The following is a 25,053-nucleotide window of genomic DNA, read 5'->3' as shown; positions in this document are numbered from 1 at the left end:
GGAGACGTCCGCAGATGGGGTCTGTGTCCGAGTCGAGGCTGACGGCCCGATAAGCACGGGATCGCCACTTCCCCCTCGACTTTATTTCTTTCGAAAAGAAAGAAAGACCTTGCAAAGCATTGACGGGCCGCCGCACCGGTCCCTAGCGTCACCGAGCGAAGGCCTTCCAGTGTGTACGGCCACCCGTACCGCTGCCGCACCCGGTGATCCCGCGCCCATCGGCGCCCACCGTTCCCGTCCCACCGCCTCACCGTCCTACCACGACCCCTCGTCGACGCCCCGCGTCCGACGACGACGGTCGTTGTCCGGACGTCCTGGTTACGGAAGGATCTGCATGCGAACCAAGCGTTTCCTGCTACCCGCCGCGCTCGCCCTGGCCCTCGCCGGGGCACCTGCCACCGCCGTCGCCGCCCCGGCTGACGTTCGCCCGGCCAAGGCCGTCGACCTCGACGTGCTGTTCGTCAGCGCCCACCCCGACGACGAGGCCGGCAGCCTCGCCACCCTGGGCCAGTGGAAGGAGAAGTACGGCGCCAAGGCCGGCGTCGTCACCATCACCCGGGGCGAGGGCGGCGGCAACGCCGTCGGCCTCGAGGAGGGCCCGCCGCTGGGCATCATCCGCGAACGCGAGGAACGCACCGCGATCGGCAAGGCCGGCGTGGAGAACCTCTACAACCTCGACCGGGTCGACTTCTGGTACACCGCCTCCGCCCCGCTGTCCGAGCAGATCTGGGGGCACGACGACACCCTCGCGCAGATCGTCCGGGTGATCCGGACGACGAAGCCCGAGATCATCATGACGATGAACCCGTCGCCGACCCCGGGCAACCACGGCAACCACCAGCAGGCCGCCCGGTTCGCCGCCGAGGCGTTCCGCGCCGCCGCCGATCCGACCGCCTTCCCCGAGCAGTTGAGCGCCGAGGGCCTCGCCCCGTTCCGGGCCGCGAAGTTCCTGCGTTCCGGTGGCACCGGCACCTCCTCGGCCGGGCCGCAGTGCGCGACCAGCTTCACCCCGACCGTCCCCACCGACCAGGTGTTCGGCGTCTGGGAGGGCACCCCGAGCGCCAGCGGGAAGACCTGGGCGGAGATCGAGGTGGACGCCCGCCGGGAGTACGTCACCCAGGGCTGGGCCGGCACCGCCGCCGCCCCCACCAACCCCGCCCAGATCCGCTGTGACTTCTACACCCTGATCGACAGCCGCGTCCCGTACGACCCGGCGGACACCTCCCCCGAGGCGATCCTGCGCGGCTCGGTGCTGCCGCCCGTGGCCGGCGCCCTGCCGAAGGGCACCGAGCTGTACCTCACCACCGACCGGTTCGACCTCGCCCCCGGCTCGACCGTCGAGGTCACCGCGCACCTGCGCGCCCCGCGCAACCGGCCCCTGGTCAAGGCCCGCATCGACCTGCGGCTGCCGGCGGGCTGGAAGGCCAAGGGCTCCGGCGTGCTGAACAACGACGTACCGGCGGGCAAGGAGCGGACCAGGAAGTTCACCGTCATCGTCCCGGCCGACGCCGCCACCAACCAGCAGCAACTCCTCGGCGCGACCCTGACCGCCCGCCAGGGCGTCGGGCGCACCGACCGGGCGGTCCGGGTGGTCGCCGACGTACGCGGCACCCTGGAGCCGCTGCCCGAGGTCGGGATCTTCCGCGACTGGGCCGGCGACGGCGGATACCCGCAGCTGGACACCCTGATCAAGCCGGTGCTCACCATCGGCTCCGGGCAGCAGCGGTCGGTCCGCATCGACCTGCGCAACCACGGTACGACCACCCGCAGCGGCACCGTCGCTCTCGGCCTGCCCGCCGGCTTCACCGCCGACGCGGCCACCAAGAGCTACGCCGACCTGGCCCCCGGCGCCACCGGGGCGGTCACCTTCACCGTCACCAACACCGCCGCCACCCTGCCGACCGCCAACGAGGGCGGCACGGACGGCGACTACGGCATCACCATCACCACCACCAGCGCCGCCGGCAGCACCGTGGAGACCGGCGCGCTGGAGATCGTGCCGACCACCGAGATCCCGGCCGCCGGGGACGGCACCGTCGACGGGGTCGCCTCGCCCGGCGAGTACTCCGGCCCGGAGCTGAACTTCTCCCGCATCTGGGAGGGGCAGGCCACCACCCCGCAGGACGCCTCGGCGACCGGCCGGATCGCCTGGACCCCCACCGCGCTGAAGGTGTTCGTACAGGTCACCGACGACGTGCTCGGCAAGAAGGTGGTGCCGCAGGACTGCAAGCGGCAGCGCCGCACCGACAGCGTGGAGATCATCGTCGACCCGAAGGGGAACTCGGCGGACACCTCCACGGCGTTCAAGGCGGGCATCTTCCCGGTCACCGACGACCCGGCCAACGGCGACCCGCCGTGCTGGCAGCGCGACGCCGACAACCGGCAGGGGCCGGGGGCCACGACCGCACCCGGGATGACAGTGGTCAGCAAGGTCAGCTCGCCGTACACCGGTTACACCATCGAGACGAGCATCCCGTTCTCGGTGCTGCCCGACGCGGTGGACCCGGCCCGGATGGGCTTCAACGTGCTGGTCTACGACTCGGACACCCAGGATCTCAGCTCGCAGTCCCGGCTGGGCTGGTCCACCTTCACCGGCGTCCGGGCCGACCCGTACCGCTACGGCCTGGCGACCCTGCCCGGCTACCAGCCCGCGGCCCGGCAGCCCAGCACGCCGGTCTTCCCGGACACCTCCGCCCGCAGCGTGCACAGCCCGCAGACCGTCGCCCAGTCGGCTACGGACGGGGTGGCACCGGCCGCCGTGCCCCGGCTGAAGAACTCGGCGCTGCGGTTGACCGCGGCACAGCGGGTGACCGACGGGGTGCAGGTCACCCTCAAGGCCGACCGGGCGGGCACCGCCTACCTGTACGCCTGGGACGGCGACACGGCCCGGGGCGAGCACACCGTGCGGATGGCCGCCGGTGACCGGGTCACCGTGACGGTCCCGGTCAGCGGAGGCACCGCAACGTCGCTGCTGGCCGCCTTCGAATCCGGCGGGGCCGCGCTGGCCCAGCAGGTTTCGCTGGGCTGACCAGCCACCGCGTGAACCGTGGCCGGCCGTCGATCCTCATCGGCGGCCGGCCACGCTGCGGTCAGCCGGACCCGATCCGGTTCCCCCGGATCGGGCGGCACGCCGGGCTCGGGGTCAGCCCGTGCAACTGGTCGCGGGCAACCCGGTCAGCGGCACCGGGGAGCGACCGGTCGCACGGGACCTGCCGGCCAGCACCTCGGCGAGCGCGGTCATCGAGGCCCGGCTCGACGAATAGGTGGCCAGCAGGGTCGGCGAGGTCGCCTTCTCCAGCACGTACGGGGTGTCCATCGCCACCGTCACCGCCGCGCCGGCCGCGAGGTCCTTCGGGCCGTCGCCGTAGCCGACCAGGTGGACCCGGGTGCCGCCCTTCGACACCACCCGCACGCCCGCTGCGGTCAGCGCCTCGGTGAGCGCGGCCCGGGTGCGGTCCCGTCCCGCGGAGGTGGTCACGGTGACCGGTCCGGACACCTTCGTGCCGCACTCGCCCCGCAGCTGGGTGACCGCTGCGGCGGCCAGCTCGGCGGCGGCGGCCCGGTGCGGGGCGCTGTCGAGCGTGGACATGGCCGGCGTCGGCCGGTCGGCGAGCCGGAACTTCATGGTCAACACCCGGGTGACCGCCGACACCAACCGGTCCCGGGGCAGCGAGCCGTCACGGAGCGCGGCCAGCAGCCCGTCGTACGCCTGGCCGACGTTCGGGGTCATCAGGATCAGGTCGTTGCCGGCGAGCAGGGCCTTCACCGCCGCCTCGCCGGGCGGGTACCGCTTGGCCGGCGGCATGTTCATCCCGTCGGTGATCACCACGCCCTGGAAGCCGAGCTGGCCCCGCAGCACGTCGGTGAGCAGCTTGTGGGAGAAGGTGGCCGGAGTGCCCGGGTCGACGGCGGTGACGTCGAGGTGCGCCGACATCACCGCCATCGCCCCGGCGTCGATACCGGCCCGGAACGGCGGGAAGGCGGTGGCCTCCAGCTCGGCCCGGGACTGGCCGACCACCGGAACCTCCTCGTGCGAGTCGGCGGCGCTGAGCCCGTGCCCGGGGAAGTGCTTGACGCTGGCCGCCACCCCGGCGCTCTGCAACCCCTGGACCGCGCCCGTGACCTGCGCGGCGGCGCGCTGCGGGTCGGCACCGAAGGACCGCGAGCCGATCACCGTGCTGCGGGTGGCGAGGACGTCGGCGACCGGGGCGAAGTCCAGGTTCACCCCCATCGCCGCCAACTCGGTGCCGGCGGCCCGCCAGGCGGCCTCGGTACGGGCCGGGTCGCCGGCCGCCCCGGCGGCGAGCGCGCTGGGCAGCGTGGTCACCCCGTCGGTGATCCGGGTGACCACGCCGTACTCCTGGTCGGTGCCGACCAGGAACGGGGCCGGACCGGCGGCCAGCTTCCCGGCGGCCTCCCGCAGCCCGGTGGTCAGCTCCCGCACCTGGGCCGGGTTGTCGACGTTGGTGGTGGACTGGTTGCCGGAGGTGGGGTCGTCGGCGCTGAAGCCGACCAGGATCAGCCCGCCGAGCCGGTACTTCGCGATCATCTCGGCGGGGGTGTCGACGCCGCCGAGGGCCTGGTTGCCGGCGGCCGAGCCGGGCGTCACCGTCGTCGCCGAGCTGCCGTACGCGTAGGGCATCAGCACCTGGCCGACCAGGTCCTCGTCGCCGAGCGTGCCGGCCAGCGCGGCGGCGCGACCGGCCGGGTCGCCGGCGGTGGAGGCGGCGGCGGTCGGGACGGCTCCGGAGAGGGCCGGCGAAGGGGCCGGTCCCTCCCCCGCGCATCCGGAGGCGAGCAGCGTGGTCAGGGCGGCGACGGCGATGCCGGCACGTCGCGAGGAGATCGACACCCGGCCCATCCAACCCGCGCCGGAGATCAGCGGCAACCCGACAGGTCAGGCGGGTGGGTGGGGCGTGCCCGTCCCCGACCAGGTGTCCGGCTGGCCGGCGGTGCTCAGCCGACCCGGGTGAGCAGGGTCACCGGTGCGCCGTCACCGGCGTGCCGGTAGGGCTCCAGCTCCGCGTCCCACGCGGTGCCCATCGCCTTGTCGAGGGCGTGCGCCAGCGCCTCGGGGCGGACCGACGCCATGATGCTGCGCAGCCGGTCCTCGCCGAGCTGGATGTCACCGGCCGCACCCACCGCGGCCCGGAACAGGCCCCGGCCCGGAACATGCATGAAGCGCTCGCCGTCCACGCCCACGCTGGGTTCCTCGGTCACCTCGAAACGGGTCATGGGCCACTGCCTCAGGGCAGCGGCCAGCTCGGCACCCGTCCCCGGGCGACCGGTCCACCCGCACTCGGCCCGGCGGGCGCCGGGATCGACGGGCTGGGCCGTCCAGTGCAGGTTGACCGGCGCGGCGAGGACGCGCGCGATCGCCCACTCGACGTGTGAGCACACGGCGAGCGGGGTCGAGTGGACGTATACGACGCCACGCGTTGGCACGGTGACCTCCCGGAGAGCGAGGTGCGTCTTCCCCTACGACCTCGACCACCCGAGTGGCTGTTGCCACACATGATGACTCCTGTGACGGATGGTGCGCCAGGGAATCGGAAAATTCGCCGTCGGGAAATACCCGGACCGGTGACCCGGGTTGTGCTCTCCGACGGGCACGGTGAGCTGCCAGGCATCGTGGTCGTGTATATTTCTCTGGGCGGTTCTGCGCCGTCGCACAACTTCGCGGGCCGAGGCTCACCCGGGCGTCCCCGCTACAGCCCCCGGACGGTCCCCGTCCTCCCGTACGTCTTGCAAGGAGCATCTCCGTGGCGAGCAACACCTCTAAGACCGCGCGCGCGTCAGTCCGGGCCGGCCAGGCTGGCCAGGGTGGCGCCCTCAGCGTGCTGGGCGAGTTCAAGTACCTCATCCCGCTCAACGGCGGCAAGCACGCCTACGTGCGGAACCTGACCAACGGCAAGACCGCGCACCTGCGTACCGACTCCGACGCCTTCGTCGAGGAGATCCGGGTGCTGGCCACCGCCGGCCACGCCGCCAAGATCCGCGCCGAGATCAACAACCTCGCCGCCGCCCACCCGGGCGACGGCTGGGACAAGACCGAGAAGCGCCTCGTCGAGGCCGGCGTCTTCGAGGGCTGAGCCCTCCACCGAGCCACACCTGGAACCGCCCGTCGGGTCACCCCGGCGGGCGGTTCCGCGTGTGGTGGGGTGCCGGGCGGCGGGGTGGTCGTCGTCAGCGGTCGAGCAGGGTGACCTCGCCGGTGTCCAGGTCGTACAGGGCGCCGACCACGTCGACCTCGCCCGCCGCGACCGGGCCGGCCAGCAGGTCGTCGGCGCGCAACGCCCGCACCGTACGCCACACGTGCCGACGTACCGCCAGCGAGTGGACGGCCGGATGGTGCGGGCCCACCTCGGTCACCGCCGGGGCGATCCGGTCGACGACGTACCCCAGATCCCCGCCCGGCCGCCGTCCCGTGCGCAGGCTCTCGACCGTCGAGGCGACCGCACCGCACCGCTCGTGCCCGAGCACCATCACCAGGGTCACCCCGAGCTGGTCCACCACGTACTCGATGGAACCCCGGACGGCCCGGTCCAGCACGTGCGCCCCGGTCCGGATCACGCAGATCGAGCCGAAGGTCTGGTCGAAGATCGCCTCCAGCGGCACCCGCGAGTCGATGCAGCCGAGCAGCACCGCGTACGGCTGCTGGTCACCGGAGGCGACGGCCGCGGCGGCGGTGACGTCGTGCCCGTGGATGGGCCGGCCGCTGACGAAGCGACGGTTGCCGGTGAGCAGCTCGGCCACCGCCGTCCGGGGCGTCCGGGCAGCCCGGGGCGTCCGGGAGGTTCCCCCGGGCACCGCCCGGGACGGCGGGGGCGTCCGGGCAGCTCCGGCCGATGAACTCGGCATGCCCCCAGCCTGGTCGCCGGGCCGACCCCGCGCAGGCGGGTCGGGAATCTTCTCACCACCACGGTTGGCGTGGTCTCATGTCGGGTAGCCGGTGTGTTACCGCCGGGTTACGCCGGTGAATGGGTTCCGGGCGGCCTGGGGAGGTGGCGATGCCGGATCAGCGGGAGTTGCGGTTGCCCGACGAGGTACGACTGCACGTCGAGGTGAGCGGGCCGCCCGATGCCGAGGTCACCGTGATCCTGCTGCACGGCTGGACGCTGGACGGCCGGGCCTGGCACAAGCAGCTCGCCGACCTGCGGGACCGGTTCGGCGACCGGATCCGGGTGGTCAGCTACGACGCGCGCGGGCACGGGCGGTCCAGCTGCATGGCGCTGCGTACGGCGACCCTGGCCCAGCTCGGCGACGACCTGGCGGCGGTGGTGGACGAGGTGTCCCCGGCCGGTCCGGTGGTGCTCGTCGGGCACTCGATGGGTGGGATGACGGTGATGGAGTACGCCCACCGGCACCCGGCCCACTTCGCCGCCCGGACGGTCGGCCTGGTCTTCGTCTCCACCACCGCCGAGGGGCACACCCACACCGCATACGGGTTGTCGCCACGGATCGCCCGGCTGATCCGGATCGCCGAGACCACCGGGGCCGGGATGCTGGCCCGGTGCGGCGCGTGGCGGCCACCCCGACCGCTGCTGCGCGCCCTGGCCCCGAGCATCCGGTGGATGCTCTTCGGCGACCGCTGTTCCGGGGCCGACATCCGCCTGGTCACCTCGGCGGTGGCCCGCGCCTCGCTGCGCTCGATCGGCGGTTTCCGCGCCTCGATCGGCACCCAGCACCGGCTGGCCACACTGGCCGCGTTGGCGCACCTGCCGGCGGCGGCGCTGGTCGGCGACCGGGACCGGCTCACCCCGCCGCCGTGCGCCGAGTCGATCGCGGCGGCGCTGCCGGCCACCGAGCTGACCGTCTGCCCGGGGGCCGGGCACATGCTGATGATGGAACGCCCGGACGAGGTGAACGCCGCCCTCGCCGGGGTGCTCCACCGGGTGCTGACCGCCACCCCCGCCGGCCTGCCGCCCCGCCCCCGCCGCCCCGCCGACACACCGAGCCACCCCGCCACCGCCGGCCACCCGACGGGTTGAGCCACCCCGCCGGCACCCCGCGCCCGCCCGCCGGCCGACCGGCTGGGCCACCCCGCCGGCACCCCGCGCTCGACCGCCGCCGACCGGTCGGGCCACCCCGCCGGGACGCGCCGGGACAGCCGTCCCGCCCGGCGCACCCCGCCGGGATACGGCGCGCGACCGACGGGTCGCCCGGGTCGTCCGGGGTGGTGGAGGTCGCGGGACGGGTATCGCCCCGACGCGGGACGGGCGGCTGCCCGTACCCTCATTCCGCCTGGCACGCACCCGTGCCCGGCCGCCGCCGTCGCACAGGAGCCCGTACGTTGACCGATCAGACCACCCTGGAACAGGAGATCGCCGCCGAGCAACGGCATCTCGACCGGGTGTACGCCCGGCTCGCCGAACTGCGCCGTTCGGCCGTCCGCGCCGAGCGGGACGGCTACCGGCTGGCCCGGGTCGGCAACTTCGGCGCGCTGGTGGAGCGGGACGCGATGGTCTTCCACGCCGCCCAGCGCCGGCACCTGTTGGACGCCGAACACGAGGGGCTGGTCTTCGGCCGGCTGGACCTGCGCGACCGGCAGGTGCTGCACGTCGGGCGGCTCGGGGTGCGGGGCGAGCACGCCGAGACGCTGGTGGTCGACTGGCGTGCTCCGGCCGCCGCCGCCTTCTACCGGGCCACCCCGGCGGAGCCGCTGGGGGTGGTACGGCGGCGCACCATCAGCTCGTCGGTCGAGAAGGTCACCCGGATCGAGGACGAGCTGCTCGACCCGGAGGCCGCGCCGCCGGACATGGCGGTGGTCGGCGACGGCGCGTTGCTGGCGACCCTGTCCAGGGCGACCGGGCGCGGCATGCGGGACATCATCGCCACCATCCAGCGGGAGCAGGACGAGGTGATCCGCTCCCCCGGTTCGGGGGTCACGATCGTCTCCGGTGGGCCGGGCACCGGGAAGACGGCGGTGGCCCTGCACCGGGCCGCGTACCTGCTCTACGCCGACCGCAGCCGGTACGCCGGCGGCGGCATCCTGGTGGTGGGTCCGTCGACGGTCTTCGTGGAGTACATCGCCTCGGTGCTGCCCTCGCTGGGTGAGGAGACCGCCACCCTGCACTCGCTGGGTTCGTTGTTCCCCGGCATGTCGGCGACCCGCACCGACGAGTCCGAGGTGGCGGCGGTGAAGGGTTCGCTGCGAATGCGTCGGGTGCTGGAGCGGGCGGCCCGGGACGCGGTGCCGGACGGCCCGCAGGAGCTGCGGCTGCTCTACCGGGGGGCGCTGCTGCGGCTGGAGCGACGGGAACTGGACCGCATCCGGGACCGGGCGTTGCACCGGGGCGCCCGCCGTAACGAGGTCCGCCGGGTCGGCTTCGACGGGGTGCTCGCCGCGCTGTACACACAGGCCCGCCGACTGGCCGTCACCGGGCTGCCCGAGCAACGCGCCTTCGAGGACGAGATCATCGATCGGCCGGAGTTCCGGGAGTTCCTCAAGGCGTGGTGGCCCCGGCTGCATCCCCGGCACGTGCTGGGCTGGCTGGCCCGCCCGGAGCGGCTGCACCGGTACGCGGCCGGCATCCTCTCCCGGGCGGAGATCACGTTGCTGGCCGGGGCGTACCGGTCGTTGGACGCCGAAGGGCTGACGGTGGCCGACATCGCCCTGCTCGACGAGTTGGACGCCCTGCTGGGCAAGCCGGTACGACCGAGGAAGGCCCACCGGGATCCGTTCCAACTGGCCGGCGGGGTACGGGAGCTGAGCACCTTCGGTGAGCGGCAGCGCGCCGCCCGGGCGGCGGCCCGGGAGCGGCCGGAGGACTACCGGGACTACGCGCACGTGGTGGTGGACGAGTCGCAGGACGTCTCGCCGATGCAGTGGCGCATGGTCGGCCGGCGCGGTCGGCTCGCCTCCTGGACGGTGGTGGGCGACCCGGCACAGACCGCCTGGACGGGCGACCAGGAGGAGCTGGACCGGGCCCGGGACCAGGCGCTGGGCCGGCGGCGTCGGCACCGGTTCACGCTCTCCACCAACTACCGCAACCCGGCGGAGATCTTCGCGGTGGCGGCGGCGGAGATCCGCCGGCTCTACCCCGATCTGGAGCTGCCCAGCGCGGTACGTTCCACCGGGGTGGACCCGGTGGCGCTGCGCGTGCCGGCGGCGGAGCTGGCCGCGGCGACGGCGGACGCGGTGGACGCGTTACTCGCCGAGGTGGCGGGGACGGTCGGGGTGATCACGCCGGTGCCCCGCCGGGACGAGGTCGCCGGCTGGCTGGGCGACCGGGGCGGGGCGCGGCTCCAGGTGGTGACCAGCCTCCAGGCCAAGGGCATGGAGTACGACGGCGTGGTGCTGGTCTGCCCCGGCGAGATCCGGGCCGACCCGGGCTCCGGGGTCCGGACGCTCTACGTGGCGCTGTCCCGGGCCACCCAGCGCCTCACCACCATCGAGCCGACGGCCTGACTCGCCGGCAGGCCCGTCACCCCGACCAGGGGAGCTGACCCGGAGCTGACCCGGAGCCGGCCCGTGGACGCCGCCGGCCGACCTGGCCGGAGGTCGAACCATCACTTGCATACATAGCGATGTGAGCATAGATTGGACCGGGTCCGCGGCGACGACGGAAGGTGTGGACGTGGGTGCAGGTCATGACCACAGCGCGGCGATCAGCAACGCCGCGCACCGGCACCGCGGCCGGCTCTGGGCGGCGTTCGGGCTGCTCGCCGCGTTCATGGTGGTCGAGGCGGTGGCCGCCTTCGGCACCGGCTCACTGGCCCTGCTCTCCGACGCCGGGCACATGTTCACCGACGTGCTCGGCATCGGGATGGCCCTGGCCGCGATCACCGCCACCCGGCGGGCCGCACGAGACCCGCAGCGCACCTTCGGCCTCTACCGACTGGAGGTGCTCGCCGCGCTGGCCAACGCCGTCCTGCTCAGCGGCGTCGCGGTCTACGTGCTGATCGAGGCGGTCCGCCGATTCGGCGAGCCACCCGAGGTGCTGGCCGGCCCGATGCTGGTGGTGGCGGTGCTCGGCCTGCTCGCCAACATCATCGCGTTCGTCCTGCTGCGCGAGGGCGCCAAGGAGAGCCTCAACCTGCGCGGGGCGTACCTGGAGGTGGTCGGCGACCTGCTCGGCTCACTCGGCGTGATCGCGGCGGCGCTGCTGATCGCCGGCACCGGCTGGTGGTGGGCCGACCCGGTGGTCGCCGTGGCGATCGGTGTGTTCATCCTGCCCCGCACCTGGCGACTCGGGCGGGCGGCGGTACGCATCCTGGTGCAGGCCGCCCCGGAACACCTTCAGGTGACCGCCGTCCACGACCGGCTGACCGCCGTGCCCGGCGTTGCCGAGGTGCACGACCTGCACGTCTGGACACTCACCTCCGGCATGGACGTCGCCTCGGCACACCTCACCATGGCCCCCGACGCCGAGGCCGGCACCGTGCTGGCCGCCGCCCGGGACGCCCTGCGGGAGGACTTCCACATCGAGCACGCCACCCTCCAGATCGAGCCCGGCACAGCCCCCGGCGCCTGCGGCCCGTCCCACTGGTGACCCTGGAGCCGGTTCGTTCACCTCGATCCACCACCCGGCGGACGGAGCGGCATCGGGACCGGTCGGGGTGCCGCCCGACGGGCTGCACCGGATCAATCGCGCCGGTTTTTATCTGATTTGCCCCCTTTAATAGTATTCACTCTCGTACCCTCAGTCACGAGGTAGCCAGGTGTCACACCCGTACCGGTAGGCTCGGCCCCGGCCTCCGCCAGGCGGCGCCCACCGGCGCCGGCGGTGGCCGCCGCCTAATCGCCCACCAGGGCGAACCGGGGAACCATGTTCCTGGGGTGCATCCGCGTCAGCGGTAGGGATCTTCCGTCCCGAACCCGTCAGCTAACCCGGTCGGCGGCTGACGGAAGGACATTCGCATGCACGTACGCACCACCGCGCGGCTACTGGCCGCGGTCGTCGTGACGCTCGCCCTGGGCGTGTCGTCCACGCCGTTCGCACCGGCAGTCGCCGCGCCCACCACCCGGCTCGCCGCCCCCGGCGACGACGACGAGGGCGGCACCCCGGCGTTGCGGGCCCAGCTCGACGCGGCCAGCAAGGGCTGGCTCGAGGCGAAGGCCGCCCTGGAACGCTCCACCAAGCGCCAGCAGGAGCTGGACGGCCAGCTCAAGACCATCGAGGCGCAGTTGGTCGTGCAGACCGCCAAGGTCGGTCAGATCGCCGGCGCGGCCTACCGCACCGGCCGCCTCGGGCCGATGTCCGCCCTGCTCAACAGCGACAGCCCGGGTGGCTTCATGGACCGCGCGTCCGCGCTGGAGACGGTCGCGGCCCGGGAGGACCAGGAACTGCGCACGATGATCGAGACCCGCGACCAGGCCACCCGGACCCGGGCCGCCGTGAGCCGCGAGATCACCGAGCAGCGCAAGCAGGTCGCCACCATGGGCAAGCGCAAGGATCAGGCCGAACGCGCCTTGGAGGTGGCCGCCGCCGACAAGCCGGCCACCACCTCCCGCGAATCCGGCAGCTCCGAGGGCACGTCCAGCAGCAACGCCAAGGGCGCGCCGCGCAACTCCGACGGCTCCTGGCCGTCCGAGTCGTGCAGCGTCAACGACCCCACCCCGGCCAACGGCTGCATCACCCCCCGCACCCTCAACGCCCTCAACCAGGCCAAGGCGGCCGGATTCACCCGGTACGTCTCCTGCCACCGGCCCAGTGGCTCCGGCGAGCACCCCAAGGGCCGGGCGTGTGACTTCGCCGCCCAGAAGGGCGGCTTCGGCGGGGTGGCCAGTGGCGGCGACCGGACGTACGGCAACAACCTGGCCGCGTACTTCATCCGCAACGCCGACCGGCTCGGCGTGCTCTACGTGATCTGGTTCAAGCGGATCTGGCTGCCGAGCAGCGGGTGGAAGGCGTACAGCGGAGGCAACGGCGACCCGTCCAGCGACCACACGAACCACGTGCACCTGTCGATGATCTGAGCAGTTCCCGGTGGCCCGCCCGGCGGGTGGGCCACCGGGAAGGCCCTACCGCACGGCCGGCTCCGACGACGGGCCGATCCTCGCCGGCCGGGTCAGCCGGCCGACGGAGCGTCGCCGGCCCGGCCGTCCAGCGCCGCACCGAGCCGGCTGGCCAGCCCCAGGTGCGCGGCGCGGGCCTGCCGGAAGGCGTAGCCGAACAACGGCGCCGGCGCGGCGAGGGTGATCTCCACATCGATCCGCAGCAGGTCACCCTCCACCCGGAGCCGGGTGTGGTTGCGTACGGTGGTGCCGGGCTGCTGCCGGGCCACCGTCACGATCTCGTCGTCGCCGACCAGCAGGACATCGGCCTGGTAGGTGACCGGGAACCGCAGCGGCCCCAACTCCAGCCGGTCGGTGATCGCGTAGCTCGCCAGGGCACCCGGCCGGGCCGGCAACCGCCGCACCCGGACGATCAGGGGATGCAACTCCTGCTGCCGGGACAGATCGCTCAGCAGCGCCACCGCGTCCGCCCGTGAGCAGCGCGCCTGCACCGTGTAGCTGAAGCTCTCCCGCCGGACCACCGGGCCTCCTGACCGTCGTCGGTCGCACGATCGTGCCGTACCGGAGACGGACTGGCAACGTCCCAGGCCGGACGGCATCCGTGCCGACTGGGGTGCGGTCAGGCGCCCGGCAGCACCTCGGGGGTGGCGGTACCGGCGAAGTACGGCTCCGGGGCGCCGAAGAGACCCAGCAGGCCGGTGACCCAGAGCTGCCGGTGCACGAACCGGCTCGGCTCGGTGACGATCAGCTTGACGCCACTGACCTCGGCGGTCTGGAAGCCGGCGACCATCGCGCTGATCCCGACGGAGTCGATGAAGGTGACAAGTCGCATATTGAGTTCGATCCGAGCGGGCCGGCCCTTGGCCAGCACCTCGGCGATTGCCTCACGTACCTCGTAGGCGGTGTCGACGTCGATCTCACCCCGCGGGGCGATCTCGATGACACCGGTCGGCAGGACCGACTTCACGATCGACAGGCTCACGCGAGCACCTCCACTCGCCCGTCCCCGGGCGCCTCATCAGTACGCGGGCCGCGACCGAGAGTATTCCTCCGATGGCCTCGGTCGCCACCCCTCGGGATGAGCAATTCGCGGATACGGACGGACCGGACCGTCCTTCCCCACACCGTTGCTGGTCCTGTTCTCTCCGACGAGCGGCTCGACTCGGCCGTTCCAACCGTCCCAGAGTAGCCCTCCGGGTCCACCCCCACCCGAATCCGGCGCTTCGGGCGAGCCCTCACCGGGCCTACCGGTGCAGGTTGTGCCAGGTGCCTAACGTGGGCGAGAGATGGGTCACCACGACGGAGGAGACGGATCGATGATCAGGAGACTGCTCGGCCTGGCCGGGGTCGGCGCGCTACTCGCTCTCGTGCTCGCCTGCGGCTTCGGCGGCGGGGACGACGACGATGACGACGACGGTGACGATTTCGCCCGTGCGACGTCCGTGGTCATGGTCCGCTAGAGCCGGGGTTTGCGACCCGGGCGGGCGGGGCACTGCTCGATGACCGGCCGGGCACCGGTCGGTCAGAGGACCGTCACGCGCCGCAGAGACGTCGAAGTCCGAAGTGGCCGCAGACTTCGGCACCCGAGGAGGTAATCACGATGTTCGGCAGCAACCTTCTGGAGCGCCGCAGCAAGCCCGAGCGGATCGCCGACCAGGCCTGGCACCACCTGCTCTCGGCGGTCGACTCCGCCGGTGACAGCGTCCGGGACGCCGCGAAGTCGGTCCGGAACTCCGGGTTGGCCGACGCCGGCGACGTGGTCGGCTCGACCGCCGACGTGGCACGCCGACGGGCGACTCTCGCCTTCGACGCGCTCGCCGGCCGTCGTCCGGCCCTGCCCTGGACCCTGCTGATCAGCGCGGCGCTGGTCGGTGCGGCGATCGGCTGGGCCGCCGGCACCGCCGCGCGGGCCGCCGGCAGCCGGGGCGACCGGGCCGTCGACGACATCGAGTTCGTCGACGTGGACCGGCCGAACTCCCCGGTCAGCCTGGACGACTGACCCGACCCGTCCCACGACAGGCCCCGGCCGCGCCCTCCGGCGTCGACCGGGGCCTGCGACGTCTCCGCGCGCGTACCGCCCCACCGCCGACGCGCGGCGGGACCAATGATCCACTCCGTTGGGGCGATGTTGCGGTATCCGCCCGCGCCCGACACCGCAACATCGCCCCAAGCGAGTTGATCATGTCGAGCCGGCTGAGCCCGAAGAGACGAGCACCGGCCCGGACACGCCGCCGGCTCCCCCGGCGGGTCGGGGGAGCCGGCGGATTGGGTACGTCGTCAGCGGCTGGTGCAGGTGACCGCCGGGACGGAGTTGCTGCCGGTGACGTTGGCGGTGAAACCGACGCTGGTGGTGGCACCGGCGCCGAGCGCACCGTTCCAGCCGGCGTCCCGTACCGAGACGGTCGCCCCGGTCTGGGTGTAGCTGCCGCCCCAGAGCGAGTTGATCGTCTGGCCGTTCGCGAACGTCCAGCCGAGCGTCCAGCCGGCGATCGGCGTGGTGCCGGCGTTGCGCACCGTCACCTCACCCTGGAAGCCGCCCGGCCACGACCCGGTCACCTGGTACGTCGCCGCGCAGCCGCCGGCCGGCGGAGGCGTGGTGGGCGGCGGCGTGGTGGGCGGTGGGGTGGTGGGCGGTGGGGTGGTGGGCGGTGGGGTGGTCGGCGGAGGCGTGGTCGGCGGAGGCGTGGTCGGCGGAGGCGTGGTCGGGTTGGGGGTGGTGGGCGTCGGGCTGGGGGTGCCGCCGAGCCGGTCGGCGACCAGGATGCCCCGGCCGTTGGTGCCCAGGTAGACCCGGCCGTAGACCCTCGGGTCGCCGGTCAGCGCGTCGCCCGCGTTGCCGTACTGGTGCTGGTCGTCGTTGATCCGCACCCAGCCCGCACCGGCGTTGTCGGAGCGGTAGACGCCGGCCTTGCCGTCGATGGTGGCGACGGTGAACAGCGCCGGGTACGTCTGCCCCGGGGCGGCCTTGCCGAAGCCGACGCTCACCGCCGCCGTCACGCCGGTCAGCTTGGTGAAGGTGGCCCCGGAGTCGGTGGAGTGCCACAGCCCACCCTCACCGGCCAGCCAGATGTCGCCCTCCTTGTTGGTCAACGCCTTGAACCGCACGTTGCCGGTGGTCGGCAGGCCGGTGGCGGCGGAGGCGGTGAAGCTGACCCCGCCGTTGGTGCTGACATAGAACTTGCCGGCGCTGAAGCCGTAGAACTTGTTCTTGTTGACCCGGTCGGACTCGACGGTCGCGTTGGCCGGGATGCCGGTGGCGGCGGTCCACGAGTTGCCGAAGCCGACCGACCGGACGACCTGCTTCCCGGCGTCGCCCGGCGCCCAGACGAACTGGCTGCCGTCGGCCGCCGCGGCGACCGTGCCGCCGTTGTTGATGCCGGACGGCTCGGTGCCCTGGAACCAGTTCGCCCCGCCGTCGGTGGAGAACGCGACGTGGCTGTCGTTGGGGCGGTCCGCGTCGGTGAAGTTGCCGGCCCGCACCATCGTCGCCGGGTTGGCCTCGGCGTAGTCCAGGCTGGTGGTGCTGGTGAAGAGCGGCTGGGTGAACATCGTCGTCGGCACCGCGTTCAGGTCGGTGTGCCGGAAGCCGCCGATGTCACCGAGCCCGCTGATCAGGGGCGCCCCGGTGGGCGGGCTGATCAGGTCGAGGGCGGCGGTCTCCTCCAGGCCCTTGACCATCGGCGTGATGGTGAACTGGCTGCCGGTGTCCCACTTGGTGAGGTCGGTGCTGCCGTAGATGGTCGCGCCGGTGCCGTACAGGAAGCGGTTGGAGTCGAACGGGTCGATCTCCACCGACTCGTTCATCCAGCCCAGCTTCGGGGTCTCCTCCGGCGGGGTCGGGTTGGTGCCGAAGGTCAGCCACGGCACCGAACTGATGTCCATCTTGTACTTCTTGGTGCGTTCCGGGTAGCTGGCGAACTCCCAGATCCGGGTCCAGGTCGCGCCGCCGTCGGTGCTGCGGAAGAAGGTCGTGTCCGGCCACCAGGAGGCCTGGGTGGCGACCATCAGCGTGTTCGGGTGCTGCCGGTCGATGGTCAGGCCGGAGTAGCCGAAGTAGGCGTCGGTGCTGGACGACGGGACCGGGCTGATCTGCGTCCACGCGCCGGTGGCCCGGTTGAACTTCCACACGTCGCCCTTGGCCCCGTCGTACGGGCCGCCGGTGTCGCTGGTGGCGATGTAGAGGAAGCCGCCGACCGGGTCGACCACCCCCTTGTGGGCCAGGTAGCCGGTGGGCTGACCGGCGATCCGCTCCCAGGTCGTGCCGCCGTTGGTGCTCCGATAGACCGGGTTGGCCTTGTCCGCCACCCCGACGTAGATGGTCTGGGTGGCGTTGCCGGCCGTGCCGGTGCTCTTGTCGAAGCTGACCCAGGTCAGGCCCTGGTTCTGGCTCTGGTACCCGGTGCTGTCGTTGGGGTCGGCCTGGTAGTTGCCGACGTTCGGGAAGTTCGCCACCTTGGCCCAGGTGGCCCCGTAGTCGGTGCTGCGCCACAGCCCGTTGCCGCCCTCGGCGCCGTAGTACAGGACGCTGTTCTTGTTGGGGTCGACGGCCAGCCGCTCCCCCATGCCCCGGCCGGGCATGTTGCCGCCGTTCTTGAACGGCAGCACGGTGGCCTGCCAGGTGGCGCCCTTGTCGGCCGAGCGCAGGATGGCGCCGTTGTTCGGATCCCAGTCGTTGGTGTACATGCCGACGGCCGCGTACACCCGGTTGGTCTGCACCGGGTCGGTGGCCAGGCTGACCACGCCGTTGTAGCCCCACTTGTCCGCGCCGACCCAGTCGAGCAGCGGCGTCCAGGACTGGCTGGCCTGCTCCCACCGGTACGCGCCGCCGATGTCGGTGCGCGCGTAGATCAGGTTCTTCTCGGTCGGGTTGAACACGATGCCGGGGACGAAGCCACCGCCGTCGATCCGGACGTTCTTCCAGCTGTACGGGTCGGCCGCCGCCGCGGCGGCCGGGGTGGACGGTGTGACGGCGAACTGGACGGCCACGACGGCCGTGGCGGCTGCCAGCACGGTGGTGACCGCGCCGACGAGACTTCTCCGCATCTGCGGTTCCTCTCGGGATGCCAGGGTGGTGGGTGCGACGGCCCCACGAGGGACGTCGACAGGTGCGAAGAGCTGCCCTGGCTCCCCGCCGGCACGCTTGGCTCCCGCTGCCGAAGAAGAAGTCAACAGTAACCGCTACGCCGCCGAATTAGGAAGCGCTCCCAACTAACTCGGCCATCAGAGCCGGTAGATGACGTCCTCGCCGACGATCTCCCGACTGATACCCAGCCCGTCCACCGGTCGGGCCGCCACGTCCGCCCACGGGGTGCCCGGCGCCCAACCGGGCAGCAGCACCACCGTGCGCACCCCGACCTCCCGCAGGTACGCCACCGAGGTGGCATCCGGGAAGGTCATGCTCGCCGCCCTGATCCGCTCCTGGGACTGCGGGGTGAACGAGGCGAGCCCGTTGACCACCTTCGGGAATCCGTCGGTGGACCAGAGCATCACGTGCAGTTCCCGGATGCCGTCGCTGGGCAGCACCAACGCCGGGCCGGTCAGCCCGCGCAGCACCGCCGGCTCCTCCGGCACCGGCACGTGCGGGGTGCGGTTGACCCCCTCCACCAGGACCAGCACCAGCGGCACCAGCAACGCCAACCGGGCCAGCCGCCACCGCCGGCCGCCCTGGTCCGGGGCCGGCTCCCGGGTGGCCACCTGCTCTGCCGCCGACCCGGACCACGCCGCCGACCGCAGCACCGGCCGCGCTGCCGGTTCCGCCTCCACCGGCACGGCCTGCTCCGCTTCCGGCTCCGCCGGCTGTTCCCCGGTCGGCCCCGACCCCGGTGCCGGTTCCGGCAGCGGGTCGCGCGCGGCCCGGGACGCCGGCTCGCGCACCGTCAACGCCCCGGCGGCGAGCAGGCCGAGCAGCAGGGTCGTCCACAGCACCAACCGGCCCGGAGTACGCACCCCGTCCCAGCCCGGGGCGTGCTCGACAAGCGTCACGTAGCCCGGGTCGCCGTCGCCACCGAACGTGGTGCCCGCCGCGAGCGCCAGGCTGACCAGCGCCGCGCCGACCAGCATCAGCCGGTGACGCAGCCGCCACGCGGAGAAGAAGATCCCGGCCATCGCCAGCGACAGCAGCACCACCCCGGGCAGCAGGGTCATCTCACCGGGGAAGCCGAGCGTGGCGCGGGCGGCCTCGTGCCGCTCGCCCCACAGCCAGGACTCCGGCGGGGCGGTGACGAATCCCCGCCACGGCGGGGAGAACATCTCGATCTGGGCCACCGTCCGCCGGCCGGACGGGTTGCGGGCCACCACCTCGAAGTAGGGCGCGGCCATCGCCAGGGTCACCGCGGCGAACCCGATCCCCCCGGCCAGGTCCGCCACGAGCAGGCCGCGCGGCACCGCCGGCCGGGCCCGACGCCGCCACCACACCGTGCCGTACGTCACCGCGACGCCGAGGCAGAGCAGTCCCAGCACGTACGCGAAGGGCAGACCGATGCCGAAACCCAGGGTGACCTGCCAGGCGGCGACCGCCCAGCCGGCGACCGCCCAGCCGGGCCGGACCCGGTCGGGCCGGTGGCCGTGCCGTAGCGACCAGCCGTGCCCCCGGGCCAGCATGGCCAGTGCGAGGGCGATCCCGCCGATACTGAGCACGTGCAGGTGACCGGCCTGGGCGAGCTTCCACGGGGCGTACGCGAAGGACACCCCCGCCACCGCCGCACCGGCCCGACCGGCCCCCACCTGCCGGGCCAGCGCGTACGCCCCGAACAGCGCGAGCGCGTGGGTCAGCACGTAGAGCAGGTTGTAGCGCACCACGGCGGCCACCGGACCGTCCCCGATCATCCCGAACGGGGCGTACCCGAGCAGGGTGTCGGAGTAGGCGTAGGTGTACGGCTCGGGGTAGAACGTGTTGGAGTGCCACAGCTGCAACGGGTTGGTGAGCAGGGCGTGCCCGCCCCAGGCCACCTGCCATGCCTGGAGGGTCGGGTCACCGGTGTCCTGCGGGATGGTGCTGGCCGGATCGCGCAGGGTCGGCCAGGTCAGCGCCACGGCCAGCAGCAGCGCGGCGAGCGCCGCGAGGGTCCACTCGTGCCGGGCCAGCCGCCACGACACGCCCGCCAGCCGGCGACCAAAGATCCGCATCCGATCGACGTCCATCTCTCCACCCCGTCCTTTGCCGTCCGTCAGACTGCCCGAGTCCGACCCGGTTGTCGACACCGAGTCCCGCCCGAATCTCGACACGGAGTCCGATCCCACGGTCCGAATCCGATCCCACGGGCGAATCCGCTCCGACGGCCCGAGTCCGTTCCCACGGTCCGAATCCGATCCGACGTGCGAATCCGCTCCGCGGTCCGAATCCGATCCGGCGTGCGAATCGGCTCCGCGGTCCGAGTCCGATCCGGCGGGTGGCGACCCGAGGACCACCCGGGCCGGGTGAGTCGCCCTCACCCGACCCGGCGGGAAGGTGGGAGACATGACTGGATCCGACGGGTTGATCCGACCCGGGACGCCGGCCCCCGAGTTCGCCCTGCCGGCCACCCCCGACGGGCGACCGACGGGCCCCGGGCAGTTCCGTGGCCGGCCGGTGGTGCTCGCCTTCTACCCCGCCGACTGGTCCCCGATCTGCGGTGACCAGATGGCGCTGTACCAGGCCGCGATGCCGGAGTTCGAGCGGTACGACGCGGTGGTGCTGGGCATCTCCGTGGACAGTCTCTGGTCGCACCGGGCCTTCGCGGCGGCCAAGGGCATCCGGTTCCCGCTGCTGGCCGACTTCGAGCCCAAGGGCGAAGTGGCCCGCGGCTACGGGGCGTACACCCCGCAGGGGCAGGCCGGTCGGGCCCTGGTGGTGGTCGACCCGGCCGGGACGGTGGCCTGGAGCTACCTGTCCCCCGCCGAGGTGAACCCGGGCGCCGACGGCATCCTCGACGCGTTGGACCAACTCGGCACCGAGCGGCAGGTGATGGTGGGATGAGCACCCCGTTGCAGGTCACCGCCCGGCTACGGGTGCCGGTGACCGAGGTCGACCATGTCCGCGGGGCGGTGGACGCACCGGTCACCATCGTGCAGTACGGCGACTTCCAGTGCCCGTTCTGCGGGGCGGCGTACTTGAACCTGGCGGAGCTGCTGCGGCAGCGCCGGGACACGGTCCGGCTGGTCTACCGGCACTTCCCGATCACCAACCTCCACCCGTACGCCGAGCACGCGGCCGAGGCGGCCGAGGCGGCCGGTCGCCGGGGCCGGTTCTGGGAGATGCACGACTGGCTCTACGAACACCAGGACCAGCTGGACCCGGTGCACCTGTCGCTCGGCGTGGAGCAGGTGGGTCTGCCGCCGGGCGAGATCAGCGCGGAGATCGACCGACACGCGTACGGCGACCGGGTGCGGCACGACTTCACCGGCGGCATCCGCAGCGGGGTGAACGGCACCCCCACCCTGTTCGTCGACGACCACCGCCACGAGGCCGGCTACGACCTCCCGGACCTCCTCGCCGCAGTAGACGCCGCCGCCAACCCCTGACCCCCCCCACCCCACCCAGCCCCCACCCACCCACGTTCTCAATGTTGATCAAGAGGTTTACGTCAGTCCGAAGATCGAAGCTGACGTAAACCTCTTGATCACCGGACAGTTTGGCGGGGCGGGGCGGGGGGCGGGGGGGGTTAGAGGAGGTGGAGGTCGCGGGCGGGGGGGAGGGGGTTAGAGGAGGTGGAGGTCGCGGGCGCGGCGGATGGCTTCGCGGCGGCGGGTGGCGTCGAGCTTGCGGTAGATGTTGCGCACGTGTGTCTTGACGGTGTTGACCGACAGGGACAGCTCGCCGGCGATCTCCACGTTGGACAGGATGCTCTGGAGGTAGCGCAGGATGGTCAGCTCCCGCTCGGTGAGCGGCTCGTCCAGCATCCGCTCCGGGCCGCCCGGCCCCCGCCCGACCGGCTGCTCGGCGTCGCGCAGAAGGTCGCTGACCGCCGGCCAGTGCGCCGTGCCCGAGTCCAGGTGGGCGGCGAGCAGGTCCCGGACCGCCGGCTCGGCTCGGGTGAAGATCCGCCGGTAGCCGTGCCGGCCGGCCAGGTCCAGCACCCGCTCCAGCAGCCGGCCGGCCCGGCGCTCGTCACCGGCCCGCCGAGCCAGCACCGCGTCCAGCACACCGGCGGTGAGCCGTACCGACAGCGGCCAGTCGGCGGCGCTCGGGGCGTCCCAGTCGGGCAGCGCGTGACCGGCGGCCCGGACGTCACCGGCCCGCAGCTCCACCCGGGCCAGCGCCAACGCCAGCACGGGCACCGGGTCCGGCTCCCGGGCCCGCTCGGCGAGCAGCCGCCGGGCGGTGTCCAGGTCATCCTGCTCACCGCGCAGATCAGCCTCCAGGGCGAGCAGCCGGTCGGCCAGTTCCCCGCCCCCGGTCAGCTCCTCCCGGGCCCGCAGCACCACCTCGATGGCTGCAGCCGGCTCGGCGGCGTCGCGCAGCAACGCCGCCCGGCACAGCGCCGCCACCGCCCCGGCCGTGGCCGCCCCGGTCACCACTCCACCCGCCGGTCGGGCCGCCACGCCACCCACCGGACCGGTCACCACGCCACCCACCGGTCGGGCCGCCACGCCACCCACCGCACCACCCACCGGACCGGTCACCACGCCATCGACCGCACCACCGGCCAGACCGGTCACCACGCCACCCACCGGGCCGGTGATCGTGCCGGCCGCCGCCAGTTCGGCGGTCGCCTCTGCGGATTGGTCCCGGTGCAACGCCACCAGGGCCAGCGCCAGATGCGCGTACCCGCAGTCGACCCGACTCGACCAGCCCTGGCAGGGGGGCATGGCCAGGGCCGCACGGGCGGCCTCCTCGGCTGGCGACAGCTCGCCGGCGAGAGCGCGCAGCAGGGCTACCCGGGTCACACCGACCAGCTCGGTCCGGGGCCGACCGGCCCGCCGGGCCGCCATCGGCGCCTCGGTGAACCGCGCCCCGGCCTCCCCCAGCTTTCCCTCGGCCAGGTCGACCAGGCCGAGCGCGGTGCCGGCCACCGCCCGCACGTCCGCGTCCTCGCCGGTCCGGGGGTCGTCGTCCGTGGGCGCTGCCGCCCCGCCGAGGCCGGCCCCGGCGGGTGTGCCGGCGGCGAGCAGCCGGGCCGCCGCCCGGCGTACCTCAGGGTGGTCGCCGGAGAGGCGGGCCAGGGTGAGTTCCAAGGCCACGGCCAGCCGGCGGAACCGGTCCCGACGCGGGGCCGGCAGCGAGCGGGCCGCCGCCACCGCGTCCCGCAGCCGGGCGGTCGCCGCTTCGACGTCCCCCGCGTACGCCCGCTCGGTGCCGGCCGCCAACGCCAGCTCCGGATCCCGCCGCACCGCCTCGACGGGGGGCGGCGGGGGCGGCGGTGCGTCCAGCGCCTCCCGTTCGTACGGCACCAGCTCCGGCCAGTGGGTCAGCAGCAGTTCGGTGGCCCGGTCCCACTGCCCGGCGGTGAGCGCATGGCGCAGCGCGTCGGCCGGCCGGTCATGGTCGGCGTACCAGTCGGCGGCCCGCCGGTGCAGCTCCGCACGCTCCTGCTCGTCGAGGCCGGCGAACTCCTCGCGGAGCAGGTCGGCAAGCAGGGGGTGCGGCCGGTACCAGGGCGGATCGCTGTCGTCGCGGTACAGGAATCCACCGTCGCGGGCCAGCCCGACCAGCAGCTGACCGGCGTCGGTGCGACCGGTCAACGCGTCGGCCAGGTCGGCGCGGACCGCCCCGCCGACGGCACAGCGCCGCAGCAGTTCCCGGGCCGTCGGCGGCAACTGCGCGAGCACCTCGGCCCGCAGGTACGCCGCGACGTCCGGATGGTCACCGCCGAACCGCTCCGCCCACCGTGGCGGGTCGGGCTGCCCCCGGGCGGCCAACGCGGCGAACCGCAGACCCGCCGGCCAACCGCCGGTGCGTTCCCGCAGCCGGGCGACGGCCGCCGCCGGCAGCGGCACCCCGTGCGCCACCAGCAGGTCGGCCACCTCGTCGGTGGTGAAGGCCAGGTCGTCGGGGCCGATCTCGGTCAGCTCACCGGCCAGCCGCAACCGGTGCAGGGCCGGCGGCAGGTCGGTCCGGGCAGCGACGACGAGGCGCAGCCGCCCGTCGGCGTGCCGCAGCAGGAACTCCAGGCCGGTGAGCACGGCCGGATCGGTGGCCCGGTGCAGGTCGTCGAGGACCAGCCGGACGGGCTGCTCCCGGGCGGCCAGCGCGGCGGCGAGCGGCTCCAGTTGGTCGGGGCGCGGCGCGGACGGGGCGTCCGACGCCCAGGCCACCGGCAGCGAAGGGTCCGACGTACCCGGCGTCCCCGCGACCGGCGCACCGGTCGGCAGCCCGGTCAGCGACCCCGTCGGCCCGGCCCGGACCGCGCCCCGCAGGGCCGCCGTGAGGTACGCCCACAGCCGCTCTCCGCCGTCGCCCGCCTCGACCTGCACCCAGGCCGGTGGGTCCTGGTCCGCCGCCCGCGCCCAGGCGGTGAGCAGCGTCGTCTTGCCCCAGCCGGCAGGCGCGCGGACCAGGGTGAGCGGGCCGGCGACCCCGTCGTCGAGGCGGCCCAGCAGCCGGGGCCGCAGCAGCATCGGCTCCGGCGGGGCAGGCGGGGTGAGCCGGGACGCCAACAGCGGCGGGCCGGTGGACGCCGCGGTGATCCCGGTGCTGCTGCGCTGCTGCGGCATCCGCCCCACCCCCAGTCAGCGCGTTCCTCCCCCGGTCGGCGGCGGTTACCCGGCGCGGCCCGGTTCACCCCTTCCGGACGAGCCCGGTTCACCCGGACCGCACCGACCATGGGCGTGACCGGACGCGGGACGACCGGACGTGATTGCCGGACGTGACCGGACGCGGATGGGCCGGGCGTGACCGGACGTGGATGGGCCGGGCGTGACCGGACCACGCGGATGGGCCGGGCGTGACCGGACGTGGATTGCCGGACGTGACCGGACGCCCACACCGGTCCCGGCGGGAGAGGCGGGTGGGACGGATGGGACGGCTGACCCGAGGCGGGTTCGCCCTCGCTGCCACGGCGCTCGGCACGGCGGTCGGCGCGGCGACGGCCCGCACGATGGGCGGACGCACGATGGCAGGCCGCGCGATGGGCGGACGCACGATGGGCGGACGCACGATGGCAGGCCGCACGGTG

General features: G+C 73.6%; 18 protein-coding genes and 1 riboswitch. Of the genes, 10 read left to right on the top strand and 8 right to left on the bottom strand.

Annotation, left to right across the window (positions count from 1 at the left end):
* Positions 1–334: 334 nt before the first annotated feature.
* Positions 335–3,028, top strand: a complete 2,694-nt coding sequence (locus ACIG87_RS21365) for a sugar-binding protein (protein ID WP_396852607.1) — start codon at positions 335–337, stop codon at positions 3,026–3,028.
* Positions 3,029–3,142: 114 nt separating this feature from the next.
* Here the strand turns inward: ACIG87_RS21365 and ACIG87_RS21360 are convergent, their stop codons facing one another.
* Both ACIG87_RS21360 and ACIG87_RS21355 read right to left on the bottom strand, forming a co-directional pair.
* A complete protein-coding gene (locus tag ACIG87_RS21360) occupies positions 3,143–4,861 on the bottom strand; it encodes a glycoside hydrolase family 3 protein (RefSeq protein WP_396852656.1) in 1,719 nt (572 codons plus the stop codon).
* Between the two features lie 95 nt (positions 4,862–4,956).
* Positions 4,957–5,445, bottom strand: coding sequence for a DUF3145 domain-containing protein (locus ACIG87_RS21355; protein WP_396852605.1), 489 nt, complete (start codon positions 5,443–5,445; stop codon positions 4,957–4,959).
* A gap of 317 nt (positions 5,446–5,762) precedes the next feature.
* Here ACIG87_RS21355 and ACIG87_RS21350 point away from each other — a divergent pair, with 317 nt between their 5' ends.
* A complete protein-coding gene (locus ACIG87_RS21350) occupies positions 5,763–6,092 on the top strand; it encodes a hypothetical protein (protein ID WP_328344037.1) in 330 nt (109 codons plus the stop codon).
* 94 nt (positions 6,093–6,186) lie between these two features.
* Here the strand turns inward: ACIG87_RS21350 and ACIG87_RS21345 are convergent, their stop codons facing one another.
* Positions 6,187–6,861, bottom strand: a complete 675-nt coding sequence (locus tag ACIG87_RS21345) for a carbonic anhydrase (protein ID WP_396852603.1) — start codon at positions 6,859–6,861, stop codon at positions 6,187–6,189.
* Between the two features lie 149 nt (positions 6,862–7,010).
* On the opposite strand from ACIG87_RS21345, the gene ACIG87_RS21340 reads away from it, so the two are divergent.
* The 4 genes from ACIG87_RS21340 (at position 7,011) to ACIG87_RS21325 (ending at position 12,922) form a co-directional block, all read left to right on the top strand.
* On the top strand, positions 7,011–7,991 hold the full coding sequence (locus tag ACIG87_RS21340) for an alpha/beta fold hydrolase (protein ID WP_396852601.1): 981 nt from the start codon (positions 7,011–7,013) through the stop codon (positions 7,989–7,991).
* Between the two features lie 302 nt (positions 7,992–8,293).
* Positions 8,294–10,411, top strand: a complete 2,118-nt coding sequence (locus tag ACIG87_RS21335) for a HelD family protein (protein ID WP_396852600.1) — start codon at positions 8,294–8,296, stop codon at positions 10,409–10,411.
* Between the two features lie 169 nt (positions 10,412–10,580).
* Complete coding sequence (locus ACIG87_RS21330) at positions 10,581–11,495, top strand: cation diffusion facilitator family transporter (RefSeq protein ID WP_396852599.1); 915 nt, start codon at positions 10,581–10,583, stop codon at positions 11,493–11,495.
* A gap of 232 nt (positions 11,496–11,727) precedes the next feature.
* A riboswitch (cyclic di-AMP (ydaO/yuaA leader) is annotated at positions 11,728–11,859 on the top strand.
* Between the two features lie 4 nt (positions 11,860–11,863).
* The gene (locus tag ACIG87_RS21325; protein ID WP_396852597.1) at positions 11,864–12,922 is read left to right on the top strand and encodes a coiled-coil domain-containing protein; all 1,059 of its coding nucleotides are present in this window, start codon (positions 11,864–11,866) and stop codon (positions 12,920–12,922) included.
* 92 nt (positions 12,923–13,014) lie between these two features.
* Here the strand turns inward: ACIG87_RS21325 and ACIG87_RS21320 are convergent, their stop codons facing one another.
* Positions 13,015–13,482 (bottom strand): SRPBCC family protein, encoded by a 468-nt coding sequence (locus ACIG87_RS21320; RefSeq protein WP_396852595.1) that lies wholly within the window; start codon positions 13,480–13,482, stop codon positions 13,015–13,017.
* Positions 13,483–13,580: 98 nt separating this feature from the next.
* Positions 13,581–13,943 carry an STAS domain-containing protein gene (locus ACIG87_RS21315; protein ID WP_396852594.1) on the bottom strand — a complete coding sequence of 121 codons (363 nt, stop codon included), beginning with the start codon at positions 13,941–13,943 and terminating at the stop codon, positions 13,581–13,583.
* 334 nt (positions 13,944–14,277) lie between these two features.
* On the opposite strand from ACIG87_RS21315, the gene ACIG87_RS21310 reads away from it, so the two are divergent.
* A complete protein-coding gene (locus ACIG87_RS21310; RefSeq protein ID WP_329012944.1) occupies positions 14,278–14,421 on the top strand; it encodes a hypothetical protein in 144 nt (47 codons plus the stop codon).
* A gap of 140 nt (positions 14,422–14,561) precedes the next feature.
* Positions 14,562–14,960, top strand: a complete 399-nt coding sequence (locus tag ACIG87_RS21305; protein WP_396852592.1) for a hypothetical protein — start codon at positions 14,562–14,564, stop codon at positions 14,958–14,960.
* Positions 14,961–15,238: 278 nt separating this feature from the next.
* On the opposite strand, the gene ACIG87_RS21300 is transcribed toward ACIG87_RS21305, so the two are convergent.
* Positions 15,239–18,004 (bottom strand): cellulose binding domain-containing protein, encoded by a 2,766-nt coding sequence (locus ACIG87_RS21300; RefSeq protein WP_396852591.1) that lies wholly within the window; start codon positions 18,002–18,004, stop codon positions 15,239–15,241.
* 177 nt (positions 18,005–18,181) lie between these two features.
* Positions 18,182–20,101 carry a hypothetical protein gene (locus ACIG87_RS21295; protein ID WP_396852589.1) on the bottom strand — a complete coding sequence of 640 codons (1,920 nt, stop codon included), beginning with the start codon at positions 20,099–20,101 and terminating at the stop codon, positions 18,182–18,184.
* A 316-nt stretch (positions 20,102–20,417) separates the two neighbouring features.
* Between ACIG87_RS21295 and ACIG87_RS21290 the strand changes: the two genes are divergently transcribed.
* Both ACIG87_RS21290 and ACIG87_RS21285 read left to right on the top strand, forming a co-directional pair.
* Positions 20,418–20,915: a redoxin domain-containing protein gene (locus ACIG87_RS21290; protein WP_396852587.1), complete on the top strand. Its 498-nt coding sequence runs from the start codon at positions 20,418–20,420 to the stop codon at positions 20,913–20,915.
* Entirely contained in the window at positions 20,912–21,460 is a 549-nt protein-coding gene (locus ACIG87_RS21285) for a DsbA family protein (protein WP_396852586.1), read from the top strand. The genes ACIG87_RS21290 and ACIG87_RS21285 overlap by 4 nt, the downstream gene beginning before the upstream one ends.
* Before the next feature lie 177 nt (positions 21,461–21,637).
* Here the strand turns inward: ACIG87_RS21285 and ACIG87_RS21280 are convergent, their stop codons facing one another.
* Positions 21,638–24,592 carry a LuxR C-terminal-related transcriptional regulator gene (locus ACIG87_RS21280; protein ID WP_396852584.1) on the bottom strand — a complete coding sequence of 985 codons (2,955 nt, stop codon included), beginning with the start codon at positions 24,590–24,592 and terminating at the stop codon, positions 21,638–21,640.
* Between the last annotated feature and the right edge of the window lie 461 nt (positions 24,593–25,053).

The organism is Micromonospora sp. NPDC051925 (assembly GCF_044548625.1).
Taxonomy (GTDB): Bacteria; Actinomycetota; Actinomycetes; order Mycobacteriales; family Micromonosporaceae; genus Micromonospora.
Note: the sequence above shows the minus strand (reverse complement) of the source record. Positions and strands in the feature narration are given on the sequence as shown.